General features: G+C 57.1%; 17 protein-coding genes and 2 riboswitches. Of the genes, 7 read left to right on the plus strand and 10 right to left on the minus strand.

Going from position 1 to position 17,459, the window contains the following annotated elements:
• Positions 1-50: 50 nt before the first annotated feature.
• The 5 genes from OXR04_RS00815 to metG form a co-directional block, all read right to left on the minus strand.
• A complete protein-coding gene (locus OXR04_RS00815; RefSeq protein ID WP_046102224.1) occupies positions 51-1,748 on the minus strand; it encodes an NAD-dependent malic enzyme in 1,698 nt (565 codons plus the stop codon).
• Positions 1,749-2,016: 268 nt separating this feature from the next.
• Positions 2,017-2,907 carry a cytidine deaminase gene (gene cdd, locus OXR04_RS00820; protein ID WP_267371671.1) on the minus strand — a complete coding sequence of 297 codons (891 nt, stop codon included), beginning with the start codon at positions 2,905-2,907 and terminating at the stop codon, positions 2,017-2,019.
• Positions 2,908-3,027: 120 nt separating this feature from the next.
• Entirely contained in the window at positions 3,028-3,720 is a 693-nt protein-coding gene (locus tag OXR04_RS00825) for a CidB/LrgB family autolysis modulator (RefSeq protein WP_267371669.1), read from the minus strand.
• Complete coding sequence (locus OXR04_RS00830) at positions 3,713-4,105, minus strand: CidA/LrgA family protein (RefSeq protein ID WP_267371667.1); 393 nt, start codon at positions 4,103-4,105, stop codon at positions 3,713-3,715. The genes OXR04_RS00825 and OXR04_RS00830 overlap by 8 nt, the downstream gene beginning before the upstream one ends.
• Positions 4,106-4,311: 206 nt before the next feature.
• The gene (gene metG / locus OXR04_RS00835) at positions 4,312-6,345 is read right to left on the minus strand and encodes a methionine--tRNA ligase (protein WP_046102221.1); all 2,034 of its coding nucleotides are present in this window, start codon (positions 6,343-6,345) and stop codon (positions 4,312-4,314) included.
• A 175-nt stretch (positions 6,346-6,520) separates the two neighbouring features.
• Here metG and apbC point away from each other — a divergent pair, with 175 nt between their 5' ends.
• Positions 6,521-7,633 (plus strand): iron-sulfur cluster carrier protein ApbC, encoded by a 1,113-nt coding sequence (gene apbC / locus OXR04_RS00840; RefSeq protein ID WP_267371664.1) that lies wholly within the window; start codon positions 6,521-6,523, stop codon positions 7,631-7,633.
• Here the strand turns inward: apbC and OXR04_RS00845 are convergent.
• Complete coding sequence (locus tag OXR04_RS00845) at positions 7,630-8,085, minus strand: GNAT family N-acetyltransferase (RefSeq protein ID WP_058956703.1); 456 nt, start codon at positions 8,083-8,085, stop codon at positions 7,630-7,632. The two genes, apbC and OXR04_RS00845, sit on opposite strands and share 4 nt — an antisense overlap.
• 234 nt (positions 8,086-8,319) lie before the next feature.
• Here OXR04_RS00845 and ahpC point away from each other — a divergent pair, with 234 nt between their 5' ends.
• Positions 8,320-8,883, plus strand: coding sequence for an alkyl hydroperoxide reductase subunit C (gene ahpC / locus OXR04_RS00850; protein ID WP_010617942.1), 564 nt, complete (start codon positions 8,320-8,322; stop codon positions 8,881-8,883).
• A 71-nt stretch (positions 8,884-8,954) separates the two neighbouring features.
• A complete protein-coding gene (ahpF, locus tag OXR04_RS00855) occupies positions 8,955-10,523 on the plus strand; it encodes an alkyl hydroperoxide reductase subunit F (RefSeq protein ID WP_009089198.1) in 1,569 nt (522 codons plus the stop codon).
• A gap of 63 nt (positions 10,524-10,586) precedes the next feature.
• Here ahpF and OXR04_RS00860 read toward each other — a convergent pair whose 3' ends face one another.
• Both OXR04_RS00860 and OXR04_RS00865 read right to left on the minus strand, forming a co-directional pair.
• Positions 10,587-11,546, minus strand: coding sequence for an AEC family transporter (locus OXR04_RS00860; protein ID WP_267371644.1), 960 nt, complete (start codon positions 11,544-11,546; stop codon positions 10,587-10,589).
• Between the two features lie 99 nt (positions 11,547-11,645).
• Complete coding sequence (locus OXR04_RS00865; protein ID WP_072052741.1) at positions 11,646-11,843, minus strand: hypothetical protein; 198 nt, start codon at positions 11,841-11,843, stop codon at positions 11,646-11,648.
• 306 nt (positions 11,844-12,149) lie between these two features.
• Positions 12,150-12,248, plus strand: a riboswitch (TPP riboswitch).
• Positions 12,249-12,424: 176 nt separating this feature from the next.
• Between OXR04_RS00865 and OXR04_RS00870 the strand changes: the two genes are divergently transcribed.
• The 4 genes from OXR04_RS00870 (at position 12,425) to thiD (ending at position 15,147) form a co-directional block, all read left to right on the plus strand.
• The gene (locus OXR04_RS00870) at positions 12,425-12,883 is read left to right on the plus strand and encodes an STM2901 family protein (RefSeq protein ID WP_267371642.1); all 459 of its coding nucleotides are present in this window, start codon (positions 12,425-12,427) and stop codon (positions 12,881-12,883) included.
• The gene (locus tag OXR04_RS00875; protein ID WP_267371640.1) at positions 12,877-13,206 is read left to right on the plus strand and encodes a DUF1493 family protein; all 330 of its coding nucleotides are present in this window, start codon (positions 12,877-12,879) and stop codon (positions 13,204-13,206) included. Before OXR04_RS00870 ends, OXR04_RS00875 begins: the two co-directional genes overlap by 7 nt.
• A gap of 225 nt (positions 13,207-13,431) precedes the next feature.
• A riboswitch (TPP riboswitch) is annotated at positions 13,432-13,528 on the plus strand.
• Between the two features lie 34 nt (positions 13,529-13,562).
• On the plus strand, positions 13,563-14,360 hold the full coding sequence (gene thiM, locus OXR04_RS00880) for a hydroxyethylthiazole kinase (protein ID WP_267371638.1): 798 nt from the start codon (positions 13,563-13,565) through the stop codon (positions 14,358-14,360).
• On the plus strand, positions 14,347-15,147 hold the full coding sequence (gene thiD, locus OXR04_RS00885) for a bifunctional hydroxymethylpyrimidine kinase/phosphomethylpyrimidine kinase (protein WP_267371635.1): 801 nt from the start codon (positions 14,347-14,349) through the stop codon (positions 15,145-15,147). The genes thiM and thiD overlap by 14 nt, the downstream gene beginning before the upstream one ends.
• 58 nt (positions 15,148-15,205) lie before the next feature.
• Here thiD and OXR04_RS00890 read toward each other — a convergent pair whose 3' ends face one another.
• Together OXR04_RS00890 and OXR04_RS00895 are read right to left on the minus strand one after the other, a co-directional pair.
• The gene (locus tag OXR04_RS00890) at positions 15,206-15,892 is read right to left on the minus strand and encodes a GntR family transcriptional regulator (RefSeq protein WP_140029045.1); all 687 of its coding nucleotides are present in this window, start codon (positions 15,890-15,892) and stop codon (positions 15,206-15,208) included.
• 100 nt (positions 15,893-15,992) lie between these two features.
• Positions 15,993-17,459 carry a mannitol dehydrogenase family protein gene (locus OXR04_RS00895; protein ID WP_267371633.1) on the minus strand — a complete coding sequence of 489 codons (1,467 nt, stop codon included), beginning with the start codon at positions 17,457-17,459 and terminating at the stop codon, positions 15,993-15,995.

Consider the following 17,459-nt stretch of genomic DNA (forward strand, 5'->3'; position numbering starts at 1 on the left):
GTGCGCTTTTTGAACACTGCCGGACCCCATCAGGTCCGGCAGGCTGAAGATTAAATCGAGGTACGGCGATAGTGACGGTACTGCGGCAGCCAGAAGTTGTTGGCAATAGCCTGTGACAACACATCTTCTGAGGTCACCACGGCAACGCCCGCCAGCTGAGCGGCTTTGCCCACTTCCATCGCAATAATCTTCGACACGCCCTGAATATCTTTGATCTCGGGCAGTACCGGGCCTTCGCCTTCGTTGACCAGCGGAGAGCAGTCAGCCAGTGCGCGGCTGGCGGTCATCAGCATGCTGTCGGTGACGCGGCTGGCGCCTGAGGCAATCACACCCAGACCAATACCCGGGAAGATGTAGGAGTTGTTGCACTGCGCGATCGGGTAGGTTTTACCGTTCCAGCTTACTGGCGAGAACGGGCTGCCGGTGGCGACCAGTGCTGCGCCGTCAGTCCAGGCGATGATATCGGCTGGCGTCGCTTCCACGCGTGATGTCGGGTTCGACAGTGGCATCACGATAGGGCGCTTACAGTGCTTGTGCATCTCACGGATGATCTCTTCGGTGAACAGCCCCGGCTGACCGGAAACACCAATCAGGATATCGGGCTGGGCATTGCGCACTACGTCCAGCAGCGAGATTGCGTCACTGGCGACATCCCAGTTCTGCAGGTTTTCGCTCTTCTGCACCAGCTTGCTCTGGAAATCGAGCAGGTTAGGCAGTTTGTCAGTGAGCAGGCCAAAGCGATCCACCATCATCACCCGGCTACGGGCTTCGTCGTCGCTCAGACCTTCAGATTTCATCTGCGCGATGATCTGCTCAGCGATACCACAACCCGCGGAACCGGCTCCCAGGAAGACCACTTTCTGCTCGCACAGACGGCTGCCGGCTGCGCGGCTGGCGGCGATCAGCGTGCCGACGGTGACGGCGGCAGTGCCCTGAATATCATCGTTAAAGCAGCAGACCTCTTCGCGATAGCGGTTCAGCAGCGGCATTGCGTTCTTCTGGGCGAAATCTTCGAATTGCAACAGCACCTTCGGCCAGCGGCGCTTAACGGCCTGAATGAACTCATTGACGAAGGCGTCATACTCTTCGCCGGTGATGCGCGGATGACGCCAGCCCATATAGAGCGGGTCGTTCAGCAGCTGCTGGTTATTGGTGCCGACATCCAGCACGACCGGCAGAGTGTAAGCCGGGCTGATGCCGCCGCAGGCGGTATAGAGTGAAAGCTTACCAATCGGAATCCCCATTCCACCGATGCCCTGGTCGCCCAGACCCAGGATACGCTCGCCATCGGTCACCACAATCACCTTCACATTCTGTTTGGTGGCGTTCTGCAGCATATCTTCGATGCGATCGCGGTTCGGGTAGGAGATGAAAACGCCACGCGCACGACGGTAGATTTCAGAGAAGTGTTCGCAGGCTGCGCCGACGGTCGGGGTGTAGATGATGGGCATCATCTCTTCGAGATGGTTATCCAGCAGGCGGTAGAACAGCGTTTCGTTCGTGTCCTGGATGTTTCGCAGGTAGACGTGCTTATCGTTATTGTTTTTAAAGTCCTGGAACTGACGCCAGGCACGCTTTGCCTGCTCTTCAATCGACTCCACCGCTTCAGGCAGCAGACCATTGAGGTTAAATTCGTTACGTTCTTCGAGGGTAAAGGCGCTGCCTTTGTTCAGCAGGGGAAATTCAAGCAAAATCGGGCCAGCATATGGGATATAAAGCGGGCGTTTACTTTCGTAGTCGAGTTCCATGCGGTGATGCTCCGGTTGCAGTGTTGTCTGGCGTCACGCCGGAAAGGTAGCGCCAGTTTTCTTACCCGTTATAGCTCAGACTGCAGGCCTGTAGCGGCAGGGTCACCGCTGCGGGAAAATTCACGACCGTGCTGCCATCCTGCAACCTGAATTATTCAGAGTAATTTGTCATGACGTGAATTCTGGCGCCAGATCCTATGAAATTTCCCGCAGAAGTACAGCGTTTGTTCATAAAAGCTCACAAAACTGTGGCCTTTCTGACAGCCGGTTATGCTTTGTTCAGCGTCACATGCAGCAGCTCACTGCAGCCAAATGTCTGCAGCGTGGCTTGCGTGGCGGCAAACTGGCTCAGCGTGGCATTTTCTGCTTCCGCTAATACCGCTCTTTTTATCTGACGGACATCGCCGCCCTGCATGTTCAGCCGCACCAGCGCCGCCTGAAGGGGCGGGAAGCTGGGATTAAACGCGGCGTTTTCCGCATAGCGGCCGGTGACAATCGAACCGCTCACGGTCAGCAGGGCAACCCCGGCGTGCGACTGGCTGTAGGGGGCGTGACTGGCATTGGCGGCGGCAACGGCCGCCTGCACCAGTTCGTCACCCGCAGCGACGTAGCCGTGGTCAACGTGGTCCATCAGGAAAGTGCTGATGTCGAGGTCGCGCGGGCCAAATGCATCCGGCAGATAGTCAGCCAGGGTACTCACCGCGCGCTGCGGCAGGCTGATACGAATAGCGTTGCCACTGTTCAGCTCGTTCATAAACTGGCGGCAGTGACCGCACGGCGTGTAGTTGACGGTGATGCTCTCCAGCTGCGGCTCGCCACACAGCCAGGCGTGGGTAATCGCGCTCTGCTCGGCGTGAACCGTCTGCTGCAGGGGGGCGCCGACAAACTCCATGTTCGCCCCGAAGTACCAGGCACCGCTGACGCCACGGGCAATCGCGCCGACGTTGAAGTGGGAGACGGTGGCGACAGCGCAGGCCGCTGCCAGTGGCAGCAGCGCCAGCGCCAGCGTATCGGCATCCATCTGCGTCTGTTGCTGCAGTGCAGCGACCTGGCTGGCGCTCAGTCGCGCCTCAAAGTCAGGATCGTCCAGCAGGGGAGCCAGCGCCGTTTGCAGCGTTGATGGCAATGCCTCAAAAGCGGAGAGGAAACGGGATTGCATGAGAGCCTCATTAAATTCAGCAGGGCGACGTGCCGGTCACCGGTTTATATGTGATCCAGGTCGCTCTGACAATGTAACCTGTGTTGCATGTTTCAACTTTGCGAGATCTCTCGCAAAGTTTTAGCCAAACCAGTGCAGCAGCAGCGGAAAAACAAAGGGGGCCAGCAGTGAGGTGATGATGCCGCAGATCACCAGCGCCAGCGAACTGAAGGCGCCCTCCTGAAAATCGAGTTCGGCTGCACGCGCCGTGCCGAGTGCATGTGACGCATTGCCAATCGCCAGACCGCGTGCGGCTTTAGACTTCACACCGAGCAGGTTCAGCACCATATGACCGAAGACCGCACCCAGCACCCCGGCGATCAGCACACAGATGGCGCTGATGGCCGGAATACCGTGCAATGAACCGGAGACGGCCATGGCAATCGGTGTGGTCACCGATTTCGGCACGATAGTGGCCGCAATTTCGGGCGTTGCCCCCAGCCAGAGCGCAATGGCCGTGCCCGAGGTCATGGCGGTCAGGCTGCCGATAAAGCAGACGCCGATAATGGATTTCCAGCGGGCGCGGATCTGATGGATCTGTTCATAGAGCGGCAGTGCCAGGGCCACCACCGCCGGTTGCAGCAGCTGATTGAGAATCTGGCTGCCAGCGAAATAGCGCGAGTAGGGCAGCTGCAACAGCAGCAGTATCGGAATAATTATCGCCATCGCGACCAGCAGCGGATTGAGCAGCGGGAGCTTCAGCCGTATTGCCAGTTTGCGCGCCAGGAAAAAGGCCGCCAGCGTCAGCGGCAGTGACCACCAGATGTCACTCATCGCCCGACTCCCCGGCCGGCTTCCGGCTGTGCAGCTTGTGGGCGCTCACGCCGACAATCGAGAGCACCAGCAGGGTGCTGACGACACAGGAGATCACGATAGGGCCAAACTGCGCGGTCAGCACATCGGTGTAGTTCATCACCCCGACGCTGATCGGCACAAACAGCAGGGCCATATAGCGAATCAGCAGATGACAGCCCGGTTTCACCCAGGTTACCGGCAGGATTTGCGACGCGAGCAGGGCAAACAGAATTAACATGCCGATAATGCTGCCGGGCAGGGTAATGGGCAGCAGCGAGGCGATGCCGATTCCGGCATACAGGCAGAGATAAATGATGATAAAGGCGCGCAGATAGCGCCCGCAGATAGACAGCACGGTGAGCATGGCAGGCTCCTGTTTTTACTGAGCTTCATCATACGCATTAACCGCTTAGCGTGCTAGCGATCACATTTATGCGCCGGAAAGCGGCAGGAGAGGAGGCCGCGTTCACCTGTGCAGGAAGAGAGCGTGCTTGACCGATATAAAAAAAACCTTCGCACCCGCAGAGGCGCAAAGGGTTTCAGTCCGGAACGGATTCCGTCAGCCGCGGGTTACTTAACCGGCATACCCGGTACCGCACCGCTATCCACGGAGAGCACGAAGAGATCTTTGCCGCCCGGTCCTGCTGACAGCACCATGCCTTCAGAGATGCCGAAGCGCATCTTACGTGGTGCGAGGTTGGCGACGATGATGGTCATTTTACCGACCAGCACTGACGGATCAGGATAAGCGGCGCGGATGCCGGAGAAGATCTGACGCTTTTCCCCGCCCAGGTCAAGTTGCAGACGCAGCAGCTTGTCTGAGCCCTCAACCAGTTCCGCCTGCTCAATCAGCGCCACGCGCATATCCACTTTGGCAAAATCGTCGATGGTGATGGGCTCACCGACAGGTGACTCTGCCAGCGGGCCGCTTGCGGCCGGTGCAGCTGCGGCAGCGGCATCCTCTTTTGAGGCCGCAATCAGTCCCTCAACCTTCGCCATTTCAATGCGGCTGTAGAGCGCTTTAAACGGCGCGACCTGGTGATCCAGCAGCGGCTGGGCGATAGCATCCCAGCTCAGCTCGCACTTAAGGAAATCTTCGGCGCGTGCGCTCAGGGAAGGCAGCACCGGTTTCAGCCAGGTCATCAGGATGCGGAACAGGTTAATCCCCATTGAGCAGATAGCCTGCAGGTCGGCATCGCGGCCTTCCTGCTTTGCCACCACCCACGGTGCCTGCTCATCGACATAGCGGTTAGCCAGGTCGGCCAGCGCCATGATCTCACGAATCGCACGGCTGAACTCACGGCTGGCCCAGGCTTCACCAATCTTCTCTGAGGCATCCACGAAGGTCTGATAAAGGGCCGGATCGGCCAGCTCAGCCGCCAGTTTGCCGTCAAAGCGTTTGGTGATAAAGCCCGCGTTACGTGACGCCAGGTTAACCACTTTATTGACGATGTCGGCGTTCACGCGCTGAACAAAATCTTCCATGTTCAGGTCGATATCGTCGATGCGTGAAGAGAGTTTCGCCGCATAGTAATAGCGCAGGCTGTCGGCATCCAGATGCTGCAGCCAGGTGCTGGCCTTAATAAAGGTGCCACGCGACTTCGACATTTTTGCACCGTTGACGGTGACATAGCCGTGCACAAACAGGTTGTTTGGCTTGCGGAAGTTGCTGCCTTCCAGCATCGCGGGCCAGAACAGGCTGTGGAAATAGACGATATCTTTACCGATGAAGTGGTACAGCTCGGTGGTGGAGTCTTTACGCCAGAACTCGTCGAAGTCGATGTCGCCGCGCTTATCGCACAGGTTTTTGAACGAGCCCATATAGCCGATAGGCGCATCCAGCCAGACGTAGAAATATTTGCCCGGCGCACCCGGAATTTCAAAGCCGAAGTAAGGCGCGTCGCGGGAGATATCCCACTGCTGCAGGCCCGACTCAAACCACTCCTGCATTTTGTTCGCAACCTGATCCTGCAGTGCGCCAGAACGGGTCCAGGCACGCAGCATCTCGCTGAAGGAGGGCAGATCAAAGAAGAAGTGTTCGGAATCACGCAGCACCGGCGTCGCACCGGACACCACGGATTTCGGATCGATCAGCTCTGTCGGGCTGTAGGTCGCGCTGCAGACTTCGCAGTTGTCGCCATACTGGTCAGGTGACTTACATTTCGGACAGGTGCCTTTCACAAAGCGATCCGGCAGGAACATCCCTTTTTCCGGGTCATACAGCTGCGAAATCGTGCGGTTCTTGATGAAACCGTTCTCTTTCAGGCGGCCGTAGATCAGCCCGGCCAGCTCACGGTTTTCGTCGCCATGCGTTGAGTGATAGTTGTCATAGCTGATATTGAAACCGGCAAAGTCCGTTTCATGCTCCTGTTTCATTTCTGCAATCATCTGCTCCGGTGCAATCCCCAGCTGCTGCGCTTTCAGCATGATAGGGGTACCGTGCGCATCGTCGGCGCAGATGAAATAAACCTGATTGCCACGCATTCGCTGATAACGCACCCAAATGTCTGCCTGGATATGCTCGAGCATGTGGCCGAGATGGATTGATCCGTTCGCGTAGGGCAGGGCGCACGTTACCAGAATTTTTTTAGCGACTTGAGTCATAGTTTGCGTAGCTTTCTGTTGATTGAAAAAACGGGCTTAGATGGTAACTGAAGGCTTCTCCTGCGTAAACACAAGGGATTCATCCCGCCAGTCGCCGCGAATCCATGTGCTTCTGATATCATTGAGGTTACCTCGCTGAAAACAGCGTAAGCAGAGCAGAAATAAGGAGTGAGGGATGACAGCACAATCCCGGGAACCGCATACGCCAGAAGGGCTGCGCGCCATCGTGGCTGGCGTACTGAAACGCTTTGAGCATCCGACCCTGCACCAGAACCTGACCGCGCTGAAGGCGCTGCATCATGTGGCGCAGCTTGACGGTACGCTGCACATTGAAGTGATGATGCCTTTTGCCTGGGCCAGCGGGTTCGACGCCCTGAAAGAGCAGGTCAGCGCCGAACTGCTGCGCCAGACCGGCGCGCGTGCGATCGACTGGCGGCTCAGTCATGATATTGCCACCCTGAAGCGGGTGAAAAATCAGCCGGGCGTGAACGGTGTAAAAAATATCATCGCGGTCAGCTCCGGCAAAGGGGGCGTCGGCAAATCGAGCACTGCCGTAAATATGGCGCTGGCGCTGGCTGCCGAAGGCGCGCGCGTCGGGATCCTCGACGCCGACATCTATGGCCCGTCAGTGCCGAACATGCTCGGCACGCAGGACCAGCGGCCGACTTCGCCGGATGGCACCCATATGGCCCCGATTATGGCGCACGGGCTGGCGACGAACTCGATTGGCTATCTGGTCACCGATGATAACGCGATGGTGTGGCGCGGCCCGATGGCCAGTAAAGCGCTGATGCAGCTGCTGAACGAGACGCTGTGGCCGGAACTGGATTATCTGGTGCTGGATATGCCTCCGGGTACCGGCGACATTCAGCTCACGCTGGCGCAGAATGTGCCGGTCACCGGGGCGCTGGTGGTCACCACGCCGCAGGATATTGCCCTGATTGATGCCCGCAAAGGGCTGGTGATGTTTGAGAAGGTCAATGTTCCGGTGCTGGGCGTGGTGGAAAATATGAGCCTGCATATCTGCAGTCAGTGCGGCTATCACGAGCCGATTTTCGGCACCGGCGGGGCGCAGAAACTGGTTGAGACTTACCAGACGCAGCTGCTGGCCCAGCTGCCGCTGCACATCGACCTGCGCGAAGATCTCGATGAAGGCGAACCGACGGTGATCCGCCGGCCAGACAGCGATTTTACCGCGCTCTATCGCCAGCTGGCCGGACGCGTCGCCGCCCAGCTCTACTGGCAGGGTGAGGTGATCCCTGGCGAGATCGCCTTCCGCGCACTCTAAGCCCGACCCGACCCGCTGGCATAGGCCGAGGCCAGCGGGTAGTGCATCAGCACGTAGCCGCCATGCTCCCCTTCGCCTTCCGAAATCATCTTCCAGCCATGTTTCAGGTAAAACGCCTGGGCTGCTTTGTTCATCTGCAGACACTTCAGCGCCCCGGTTGAGGTGAAGCGCGCCTGGACGTTCTCCAGCAGGGCACTGCCCACGCCGCGCCCCTGCCAGTCGGGATCGACATAGAGACTGTGCAGAAAGTTGTCGTTCTCCAGCAGTCCGGCAAATCCGACGCGCTGCCCCTCAGCCTCGGCGACCAGCACCGTCTCCCCCAAAATCACCCCATCAAAATCTTCCAGCTGCCACTCGCTGCCATCCAGCCAGCGCCAGTTATGCCGTCGCGCCGCCAGAAACAGCGTTCGCAGGAAAGGACGATCGGCTTCAGTAAACGGACGTATCTCCACAGCTCTGCTCCCTTTTTATCCGGTCTTACAAAACTAGCAGCGATTCGGGAAGAAAGGGGGAAAGACAAAGCGGGTTTAATGTCATGAAAATCGCTGTACACTGCCCGGCGGGCCAGAGAGCATCAGGCTCTCAGCGTTTGATAGCTTTCGTTAATCAGATTGATAACGTCTGCATATTAGATGTTGGCCCGAAAATTATGTAACCTGCATCACATATTTTAACGGAGGCCACAGATGTCTATTATCAATACCAAAATCAAGCCGTTCAAAAACGCAGCATTCAAAAACGGCGAATTCATCGACGTAACCGAGAAAGACGTTGAAGGTAAATGGAGTGTGTTCTTCTTCTATCCTGCTGACTTCACCTTCGTCTGCCCGACCGAGCTGGGTGACGTGGCTGATCACTACGAAGAGTTCCAGAAACTGGGCGTAGATATCTACTCTGTTTCTACCGACACCCACTTTACCCACAAAGCCTGGCACGGTTCTTCTGACACCATCGCGAAGATCCAGTATGCGATGATCGGCGACCCGACTGGCGCGCTGACCCGCAACTTCGAAATCATGCGTGAAGCAGAAGGTCTGGCTGACCGTGGTACTTTCATCGTTGACCCGGAAGGTATTATCCAGGCTATCGAAATCACCGCTGAAGGCATTGGCCGTGACGCCTCTGACCTGCTGCGCAAAGTGAAAGCGGCTCAGTACGTTGCTTCTCACCCAGGTGAAGTCTGCCCGGCGAAATGGAAAGAAGGTGATGCAACGCTGGCTCCATCTCTGGACCTGGTTGGCAAAATCTAATCCCGCTTCGGCCTTTCGACCATTCTCCAATCGGGTGCCACGGCACCCGATTTTTTGACCAGGATATCACTATGCTCGACACAAATTTGAAAACGCAGCTCAAGGCTTACCTTGAGAAATTAACCAAACCTGTTGAGTTGATCGCCACCCTGGATGAGGGGGCAAAATCAACCGAGATCCGTGAACTGTTGGTTGATATCGCCGGTTTGTCTGACAAAGTCAGCTTCCGCGAAGAGAACGATCGTCAGGTTCGTAAGCCCTCGTTTCTGATCACTAACCCAGGTTCGAACAGCGGCCCGCGTTTTGCCGGTTCACCTCTGGGTCACGAATTTACCTCACTGGTGCTGGCACTGTTACAGACCGGTGGGCATCCGTCTAAAGAAGCACAGAGCCTGCTGGATCAGGTTGCTGAGCTGGACAGCGATCTCCATTTCGAGACCTACTATTCACTCTCCTGCCACAACTGTCCTGATGTGGTGCAGGCGCTGAACCTGATGGCGGTGATTAACCCGCGCATCAGCCACACCGCAATCGACGGTGGCCTGTTCCAGAATGAGATTCAGGAACGCAACGTGATGGGCGTGCCAGCGGTTTACCTTAACGGTAAAGAGTTTGGTCAGGGTCGCATGAGCCTGGCGGAAATCGTCAGCAAAGTGGATACCAACGCGGACAAACGCGCAGCGGAAGAGCTGAACAAGCGTGACGCGTATGAAGTTCTGATTATCGGCAGCGGCCCGGCGGGCGCAGCAGCAGCCATCTACTCCGCGCGTAAAGGTATCCGTACCGGCCTGATGGGCGAGCGTTTCGGTGGGCAGGTGCTGGATACGGTCGATATCGAAAACTATATCTCTGTACCTAAAACCGAAGGTGCAAAACTGGCAGGTTCACTGCGTGCACACGTTGATGATTACAATGTGGATGTCATCGACAGCCAGAGCGCCATTAAACTGATCCCGGCGGCGAAAGAGGGCGGACTGCACGCCATCGAAACCGCCTCTGGCGCCGTACTGAAATCACGCAGCATCATCCTGGCGACCGGCGCACGCTGGCGTAACATGGGCGTGCCGGGTGAAGAAGAGTATCGCACCAAAGGTGTTACCTACTGCCCGCACTGTGATGGCCCGCTGTTTAAAGGCAAGCGCACCGCGGTCATCGGCGGCGGTAACTCTGGCGTGGAAGCGGCAATTGATCTGGCCGGTATCGTGGAACACGTGACGCTGCTGGAGTTTGCTGGTGAGATGCGTGCTGACCGCGTGCTGCAGGATAAACTGCGCAGCCTGAAGAACGTTGATGTGATCCTGAACGCGCAGACCACGGAAGTGAAAGGCGACGGCAGCAAAGTGACCGGCCTGCACTACATTGACCGTACGACGCAGACCACCCATGAGCTGCCGCTCTCCGGTATCTTTGTCCAGATCGGTCTGTTGCCGAACACCCCATGGCTGGAAGGCGCGGTTGAGCGCAACAAAATGGGCGAAATCATCATTGATGCGAAATGCGAAACCAGCCTGAAAGGCGTCTTCGCAGCAGGCGACTGCACCACCGTGCCGTACAAGCAGATCATCATTGCCAGCGGCGAAGGTGCGAAAGCGTCACTGAGTGCCTTTGACTATCTGATCCGTACCAAAACGGCTGAGTAAGTTTCATCAGCCTGGCAATAAGCCCTTCAGCCCCCGTGCTGAGGGGCTTTTTTTATGCGCCTGTTAATAGCCCGCCAGCGTCATCAGCATCATCCATACCGGCGTCGTCACGGCCGCAAACACCGTAGAGAAAAGCATACTGGCCGCCGCCGGGCCGGTAATGACATTGAATTTCTGCGACATCAGATAGACGTTAACCCCGACCGCCATCGACCCCAGCAGCACCACCACTTTACTCTCCAGCGGGGGTAGACCGGTCAGCCACGCGATAGCCCATACCGTCATCGGTTGCAGAATCAGCTTCAGCAGGCAGATCGTATAACTCTCTTTTAAACCCTCCCGCACCCGATAATGTGCCAGGCTCATGCCCAGCGTGACCAGCGACAGGGGGGCCGCCAGCGAGGCCAGCATCCGCAGCGGTTCAGCGGCGATCTGCGGCAAGGGGTGCTGCAGAAAGCTCCAGGCCGTGCCGCTGAGAATGCCGACGATGAGCGGATTCTTCAGCACGCCGATCAGGGTGCGCCAGAGACCGGTCAGGGAAAAGCTGCCCTGTTTTGCCCACTCGACCGAAACGGTCAGCAGGGTCCAGAGGATGAGGCTGTTAAACACCAGCACCAGCGCCACTGGTGGCAGCGCTTCTGGCCCGAGCAGGACGGTAGCCACCGGGATCCCCAGCATCACGTTGTTGGAGAAGATACCCCCCAGCGCAAAGACCGAGGCGGCCACGCCGTCAAGCTGAAACAGCCGCGTCGCCAGCAGGCGTCCCACGATAAACACCAGCAGACAACTGCCAAAGAAGGCCAGCAGCAGGCGCGCATCCACCGGCGGGCTTTGCGAGAAGGTACTCATCACCCGAAACAGCATGCAGGGCAGCGCAACGTTAAACACAAAGCGGTTCATGCCTTCGCTGATGCTGGCAGGCCATTTCCCGAAGCGTGTCAGCCCATATCCGAGCAGGATCAGGATAAATAGCGGGGCTGACAGGTAAATCTGATGGCTCAGGCTTTCAAACAGCAGTGGCATAAGAGGCGTCTGGGTAAACCATGGATAGTTACCAGACTAACAAATCGCTAACTAACTGTTAACTCATCCCTGCTTTGGAACAGGCCGTCGGGCGGGCTGTCAGCCTAACCAGCGACGCGCCTGCTGGTCACTGATGTCCCGGTAATAAACACGATGGATAGTTTCGCCGCAGCCCGCACAACGGGCTGAAATATAGGTGGAAAGGTAATGTCGGCCATTAGGGGCGATGGCACCCTGACGTTCGATTTGAACATCCTGCCATCGATGGCGGTGAGGAATAAGCGCTGACAATCGCATCATACATCCTGAGTAGTATGAAGTTCCGCTTCAGGAGTCGATAACTCCATGAAATAAAGTGTTTTTTTACAACGGTGTTTCGCGCAGGTTAATTATTATGAAATGGTCAGAGTCTGAGCGATGGCCAGTATCCATCAGACGCGACAGCAGGAGTACCTCTTAAGAGGTATTCCTGAGGCCCGCAGCATTAAGCCTTTTTTTGCACCATGGAACGTTGATCGGGATCATGCGGAAGGTTCCGTTCCGGTCATTCCGCTGGCGGCTGTTGCCTGCTTTCAGAGAACGCCTTGCCTATGCTGCAAACCGTAATTCGACTCGGGGTGCCCTTCTTTGTGAAGGCTGAGAAATACCCGTATTACCTGCTCTGGATAATGCCAGCGTAGGCATCTGTGTTCAGCCTGCTTATTATGAGATTGACTCTCTTATTGTCCGTACGTAATGCACTTACGGTACATAAAGGGTTTGTTCATGAGGTAAAATCACTTCTGCACACCTTAAAAAAGGCGCAGTAACGATTCATTCAGCGGTATATAAATCAGCCGTTGTGATTGCAATACATGCAGGGTCATAAGGATTGAGACATGGACACTGTTGAGGAAGTGAATGGAACATACTTTTATGCGGGGCGTTCAAACCTTACCGCCACCGAACTCTTTTTTATGGTATTTGTTTTCAATACTGCTGATCAGTTCGGTATCAAGGATATCGCTGCTGTCTATGCGCTCTATGCTGGTATGAATGACCAGACTACACGGACTAAACCAGGAACGGCAATCCCTGGCACCTCCAGGCTATCGAAAGGTGTACGGCGGGTATTTGGAAACAGAATGTTCCCGTTTGGTTTGGAGATGCCTACGTGGATTGGCGGTTATACTCCATGGACTGTAAAGCGAAGGATGGTGAGGAAGATTGGAACGTGGGTAGGGCGAACAATTCCTCTATCAGGTGAGGTGATCCTTGTAGCTGATATGTCGCAGATCATCTACTACTCGATCACTGAATACAACACCATTGCCCGAGGTGATGATAAGTTATGGTAGATGATATCGAGAAACGTGTGATCGAAATGTTCACTATCCGTAGTGGTACTTACCTGTTCAGAAAAAAGAAATACGATACTTACACGCCAGAATCGAATATTCATTTTGATGTGCAGCTTGATCTGGATGATGTTGAAGAGTTGGTGGAAGAGTATTCGAAAGAGTTTAACGTTGATATGTCGGATTTCCATCTCGAAGCCTACTACCCCGAGGTGAATTTCTCATGGAACCCGTTTAAAAAGCCTGAGCCTGTTGATGTACCAGACTTCACCATTAAAATGTTTATCCAGTCAGCTAAAGCTGGAAGATGGTTGTACGAATAGGGGGATAAACCGCCTCCCTTTTCTTCACTTCAGCGCAGGTATAAGCAGAACACAAAAATGAATTCCGGTGGGCGTGGGGTATATCACAAAGGAGCTTAACGGCTCTTTTTTCTTTTCGGTGGTGGGGTAACGCTGGGGTACCGTGCGAAGAAGTGGTAACCGGAAGGGCGCGCTTGCGTCTGCGAGTAACTTCCCCTAATCTTGCAAAAAGTATAAAGATTCACTCTTCATGACTCGGGGTGCCCTTCTTTGTGAAGGCTGAGAAATACCCGTATTACCTGATCTGGATAATGCCAGCGTAGGGAAGTCTGATGCCTGACCGCATTCGCCTTCTTGTCCGCCGGTTGGGAGCTACGATGATACAGCCATCTCAACACCTTTCTGCCGCACAGTTCGCGCCCCTTCTGCACACCTTTCGCCGTCAGTCACCGCTGGTGCACTGCATGACGAATGACGTGGTGCAGAACTTTACCGCCAACGTCCTGCTGGCACTCAATGCGTCACCCGCGATGGTGATCGATGCTGACGAAGCGGCACAGTTCAGCGGCTTTGCGGATGCCCTGCTGATTAACGTCGGGACGCTGACGCGCGAGCGTCAGCGGGCGATGCAGGCAGCGGTTAACGCTGCGCGGGAGGCGGGCACGCCCTGGACGCTCGATCCGGTCGCTGTCGGTGCCCTGACGCTGCGCAGCGACTTCTGCCAGCAATTATTAAGTCAGCAACCGGCGGTGATACGCGGCAATGCGTCAGAGATTCTGGCGCTGGCGCAGCAGGCCAGTGGCGGACGCGGCGTGGATACGCTGCACCCGGCAGATGCGGCGCTCGACGCGGCGCGGCAGCTGGCGAAAGAGTGGAACACGCGGGTCATCGTTACCGGTGAAGTGGACTACGCAACCGATGGTCAGCGCACTTTTGCTATTCGTGGCGGCTCTCCCATGCTGACACGGGTTGTGGGAACCGGCTGTGCGCTTTCGGCGGTGGTGGCCGGGTTCAGCGCACTGCCCGGCGATGGCCTGCTGAATATTGCCGCGGCCTGTCAGGTGATGGCTACAGCCGGTGAAAAGGCAGCGGGGCATGCGAATGGGCCGGGCAGTTTTGCCACGGCGTTTCTGGATGCTCTCTGGACCCTGGAGGGCGATTATGAAACGCATTAATGCGCTGACCATTGCCGGCACCGATCCCAGCGGCGGCGCAGGCATTCAGGCCGATCTGAAAACCTTCTCGGCGCTGGGCGCGTATGGCACCAGCGTCATCACCGCGCTGGTGGCACAGAATACGCAGGGCGTGCAGTCTGTTTATCGCATCGAACCGGACTTTGTCGCTGCTCAGCTCGATTCTGTGCTGAATGACGTGCGTATCGACAGCGCGAAAATCGGCATGCTGTCAGAAACGGCTATCGTGGAGCAGGTGGCGGCGCGGCTGAAGCAGGCGGCGATCCCTTTTGTGGTGCTGGATACCGTGATGGTGGCGAAAAGTGGTGATGCGCTGCTCTCACCGGACGCCGTTGCCAGCGTTCGTGAGCGGTTGCTGCCGCAGGTTTCGCTGATCACTCCAAACCTGCCAGAGGCGGCGGCCCTGCTGGGTTGCGCCATTGCCACCGATGAGACGGAGATGCGCGAACAGGGGCGGGCGTTGCTGGCGCTGGGCTGTCAGGCTGTGCTGATGAAAGGAGGGCATCTTACAGCGGCGGAGAGTCCCGACTGGCTGATTACGCCATCGGCAGAGCAGCGGTTCAGCACAACGCGCGTGAAGACCCGTCATACGCATGGCACTGGCTGCACGCTATCGGCGGCACTGGCCGCATTGCGTCCGCGTCATGACGGATGGGAGACGACGATTGAGGAAGCGAAAAACTGGCTGCAGCAGGCGCTGATGCAGGCGGATTCGCTGGAGGTCGGGAAGGGCATCGGGCCGGTTCACCATTTTCATCAATGGTGGTAAGAGAGACTGCCCCTCTCGCCCGGATAATCAGGCGAGGCGGGCACCCCGCGGGAGGGGTTCAGGGGGCTTCAAACCAGGCGCTGTTGCGCTCAGCAATCGGGGTGATGGAGAAGATCATCTCCTGCAGGTGATGACGCATGGCCGCTTCGGCGGCATCGGCATCGTGCTGTTTCAGCGCGGCATAAATCTCTTCATGCTGCTCAATGACCTTTTCCGGCGGTGAGACTTCACTCAGCGTCAGGAAGCGCACCCGATCCATCGTCGCTTTGATATTCTCGACCGTTTCCCAGGCCAGCTTGCAGTCAATGCTTTCCGCGATCAGACGATGAAACTCATCGTCAAGCGTGAGGAACGCCTGGCTGTCATGCCGCTCCGCCGCCATCCGCTGCAGTTGCAGATTGTGCTCCAGCGTCATCAGTGCCGAATCATCAATCTCCAGCGCGGCACGACGAACCACCGACACTTCCACCGCCTCACGGATAAAGCGGCCATCCGCGACCCGCTTAGCGGAGATTTTACGCACGAACGTGCCGCGCTGCGGCAATACCTGTACCAGTCCGGCTTCCGCCAGCTTGATAAACGCTTCGCGCACCGGCTGACGTGAAACGCTGAAGCGTGCGGAGACCTCTTTTTCAGAGAGCAGCGAACCTGGCTGAATCGCGCAGGTGACAATATCTTTGCGCAGATAACGGTAAATCTGCTGATTGACCGGTTCGCTGGTGGTTATGGTATAGGCGCTCGACATGCAGCAATATCCCTATTACGGCTGGCAGAGGCCAGCGCGTTGGCAAAGTGTCAGTCTAATCAGCACGCTGCGTCTGCGCCAGCGCTTTATTGTCCCGCCTTCAGCCGCGATTTAGGCACTGATGCACTGTGGCACGCGCGCCCTGGCTGGTCAGTTGCTGATACCAGGCCGTCAGTCGGGCGACCACGTCGTCGTTCTGCAGCAAATCATCGCCAAACACTTCGCGGAGGGCGAGCAGCGCCCGCACGCGCGCTTCACCCTCTTCGCTGGCGGCAACGCACTCCGCCAGTTTTTTCTGCATCGGGTCACGGATCTCAATCGGCTGGCCCTGTTCATCAACGCCGCCCACATAGCGCATCCAGCCCGCGACGCCAAGCAGCAGCAGGTCGCAGCGGCTGCCACGCTGCAGGTGCCAGCGCAGACTGTCGAGCAGGCGCTGCGGCAGTTTTTGTGTACCGTCGGTGGCGATCTGCCCTGTGCGATGTTTAATCGCACGGTTTTCATAGCGGGCGATCAGCGAATCGGCATAGGCATTGAGATCCACGCCCTGGGTGCGCAGCGTCGGGGCCTGTTCATCAATCATCAGTGAACGGGCGGCGGCGCGGAAATGGGGATCGGCTACACAGTCGCTGATGTACTCATACCCCGCCAGAAAGCCGAGGTAGGCCAGAAAAGAGTGGCTGCCATTCAGCATGCGCAGTTTCATCTCTTCATAGGGCAGTACATCACTGACCAACTCGGCTCCCGCTTTCTCCCACGCCGGGCGACCATTAACGAAGTTATCTTCTATCACCCACTGAAAGAAGGGTTCTGCTTCAATCGCGACCGGATCTTCACATCCCAGACGCTTGTGCAGCGCGGCCAGTGCGGTGTCAGTCATGGCCGGAACGATGCGGTCCACCATGGTGGAGGGGAAGGTGATGTGCTGCTGAATGTACTCTGCCAGCGCAGGATCCTGACGCTCCGCCAGCTGGGTCACTACATTGCGGGTCACATGCCCATTCTCCGGCATGTTGTCGCAGGACATCACGGTGAAGGGCGGTAATCCCAGCTCGCGGCGACGGCGGATCGCCGCCAGAATGACACCGGGCACCGTGCGGGGGGCTTGCGGATGCTGCAGGTCATGGACGATATCAGGATGATCGCTGTTTAAATTGCCGCTGGCGGGCAGATGGCAGTAACCCTTTTCGGTCACGGTCATGGAGACGATGGCGATATCCGGCTGGCTCATGGCGTTGATCACGGCTTCAATACCGTCTTTGTCGCCCTTCAGGGCGCTGGTGATGACGCCGATCACCCGGGTCTGCTGAGACCCATCCGCCAGCTCAGTGAGGGTGTAGAGCAGGTCCTGCTGGCGCAGCGCCGTAATCAGTCCGGTGCTGTTCATGAGATTGACCTCACAGTAGCCCCAGTCGCTGCCCTGTTCTTCGGCCAGCCTGTCGCTGCACATCGCCTGATGTGCGCGGTGAAAGGCACCAAAACCGATGTGTACCATGCGGGTCTTCAGTTTGCTGCGGTCGTAGGAGGGGCGTTTAACCTCAGCAGGCAGGCGATCAATCTGTAACAT

This window comes from Pantoea sp. GM_Pan_3, from assembly GCF_026541045.1.
Classification (GTDB): domain Bacteria; phylum Pseudomonadota; class Gammaproteobacteria; order Enterobacterales; family Enterobacteriaceae; genus Pantoea; species Pantoea anthophila.

Bases quoted from the DNA above. Each gene is read 5' to 3' on its own strand.
- thiM (WP_267371638.1), top strand. From the start codon at position 13,563: ATGATACAGCCATCTCAACACCTTTCTGCCGCACAGTTCGCGCCCCTT.
- OXR04_RS00865 (WP_072052741.1), bottom strand. From the start codon at position 11,843: ATGCGATTGTCAGCGCTTATTCCTCACCGCCATCGATGGCAGGATGTT.
- OXR04_RS00890 (WP_140029045.1), bottom strand. From the start codon at position 15,892: ATGTCGAGCGCCTATACCATAACCACCAGCGAACCGGTCAATCAGCAG.
- OXR04_RS00870 (WP_267371642.1), top strand. From the start codon at position 12,425: ATGGACACTGTTGAGGAAGTGAATGGAACATACTTTTATGCGGGGCGT.
- metG (WP_046102221.1), bottom strand. From the start codon at position 6,345: ATGACTCAAGTCGCTAAAAAAATTCTGGTAACGTGCGCCCTGCCCTAC.
- OXR04_RS00815 (WP_046102224.1), bottom strand. From the start codon at position 1,748: ATGGAACTCGACTACGAAAGTAAACGCCCGCTTTATATCCCATATGCT.
- thiD (WP_267371635.1), top strand. From the start codon at position 14,347: ATGAAACGCATTAATGCGCTGACCATTGCCGGCACCGATCCCAGCGGC.
- cdd (WP_267371671.1), bottom strand. From the start codon at position 2,907: ATGCAATCCCGTTTCCTCTCCGCTTTTGAGGCATTGCCATCAACGCTG.
- OXR04_RS00860 (WP_267371644.1), bottom strand. From the start codon at position 11,546: ATGCCACTGCTGTTTGAAAGCCTGAGCCATCAGATTTACCTGTCAGCC.
- OXR04_RS00825 (WP_267371669.1), bottom strand. From the start codon at position 3,720: ATGAGTGACATCTGGTGGTCACTGCCGCTGACGCTGGCGGCCTTTTTC.
- ahpC (WP_010617942.1), top strand. From the start codon at position 8,320: ATGTCTATTATCAATACCAAAATCAAGCCGTTCAAAAACGCAGCATTC.
- ahpF (WP_009089198.1), top strand. From the start codon at position 8,955: ATGCTCGACACAAATTTGAAAACGCAGCTCAAGGCTTACCTTGAGAAA.
- OXR04_RS00830 (WP_267371667.1), bottom strand. From the start codon at position 4,105: ATGCTCACCGTGCTGTCTATCTGCGGGCGCTATCTGCGCGCCTTTATC.
- OXR04_RS00875 (WP_267371640.1), top strand. From the start codon at position 12,877: ATGGTAGATGATATCGAGAAACGTGTGATCGAAATGTTCACTATCCGT.
- apbC (WP_267371664.1), top strand. From the start codon at position 6,521: ATGACAGCACAATCCCGGGAACCGCATACGCCAGAAGGGCTGCGCGCC.
- OXR04_RS00895 (WP_267371633.1), bottom strand. From the start codon at position 17,459: ATGTTACAGATTGATCGCCTGCCTGCTGAGGTTAAACGCCCCTCCTAC.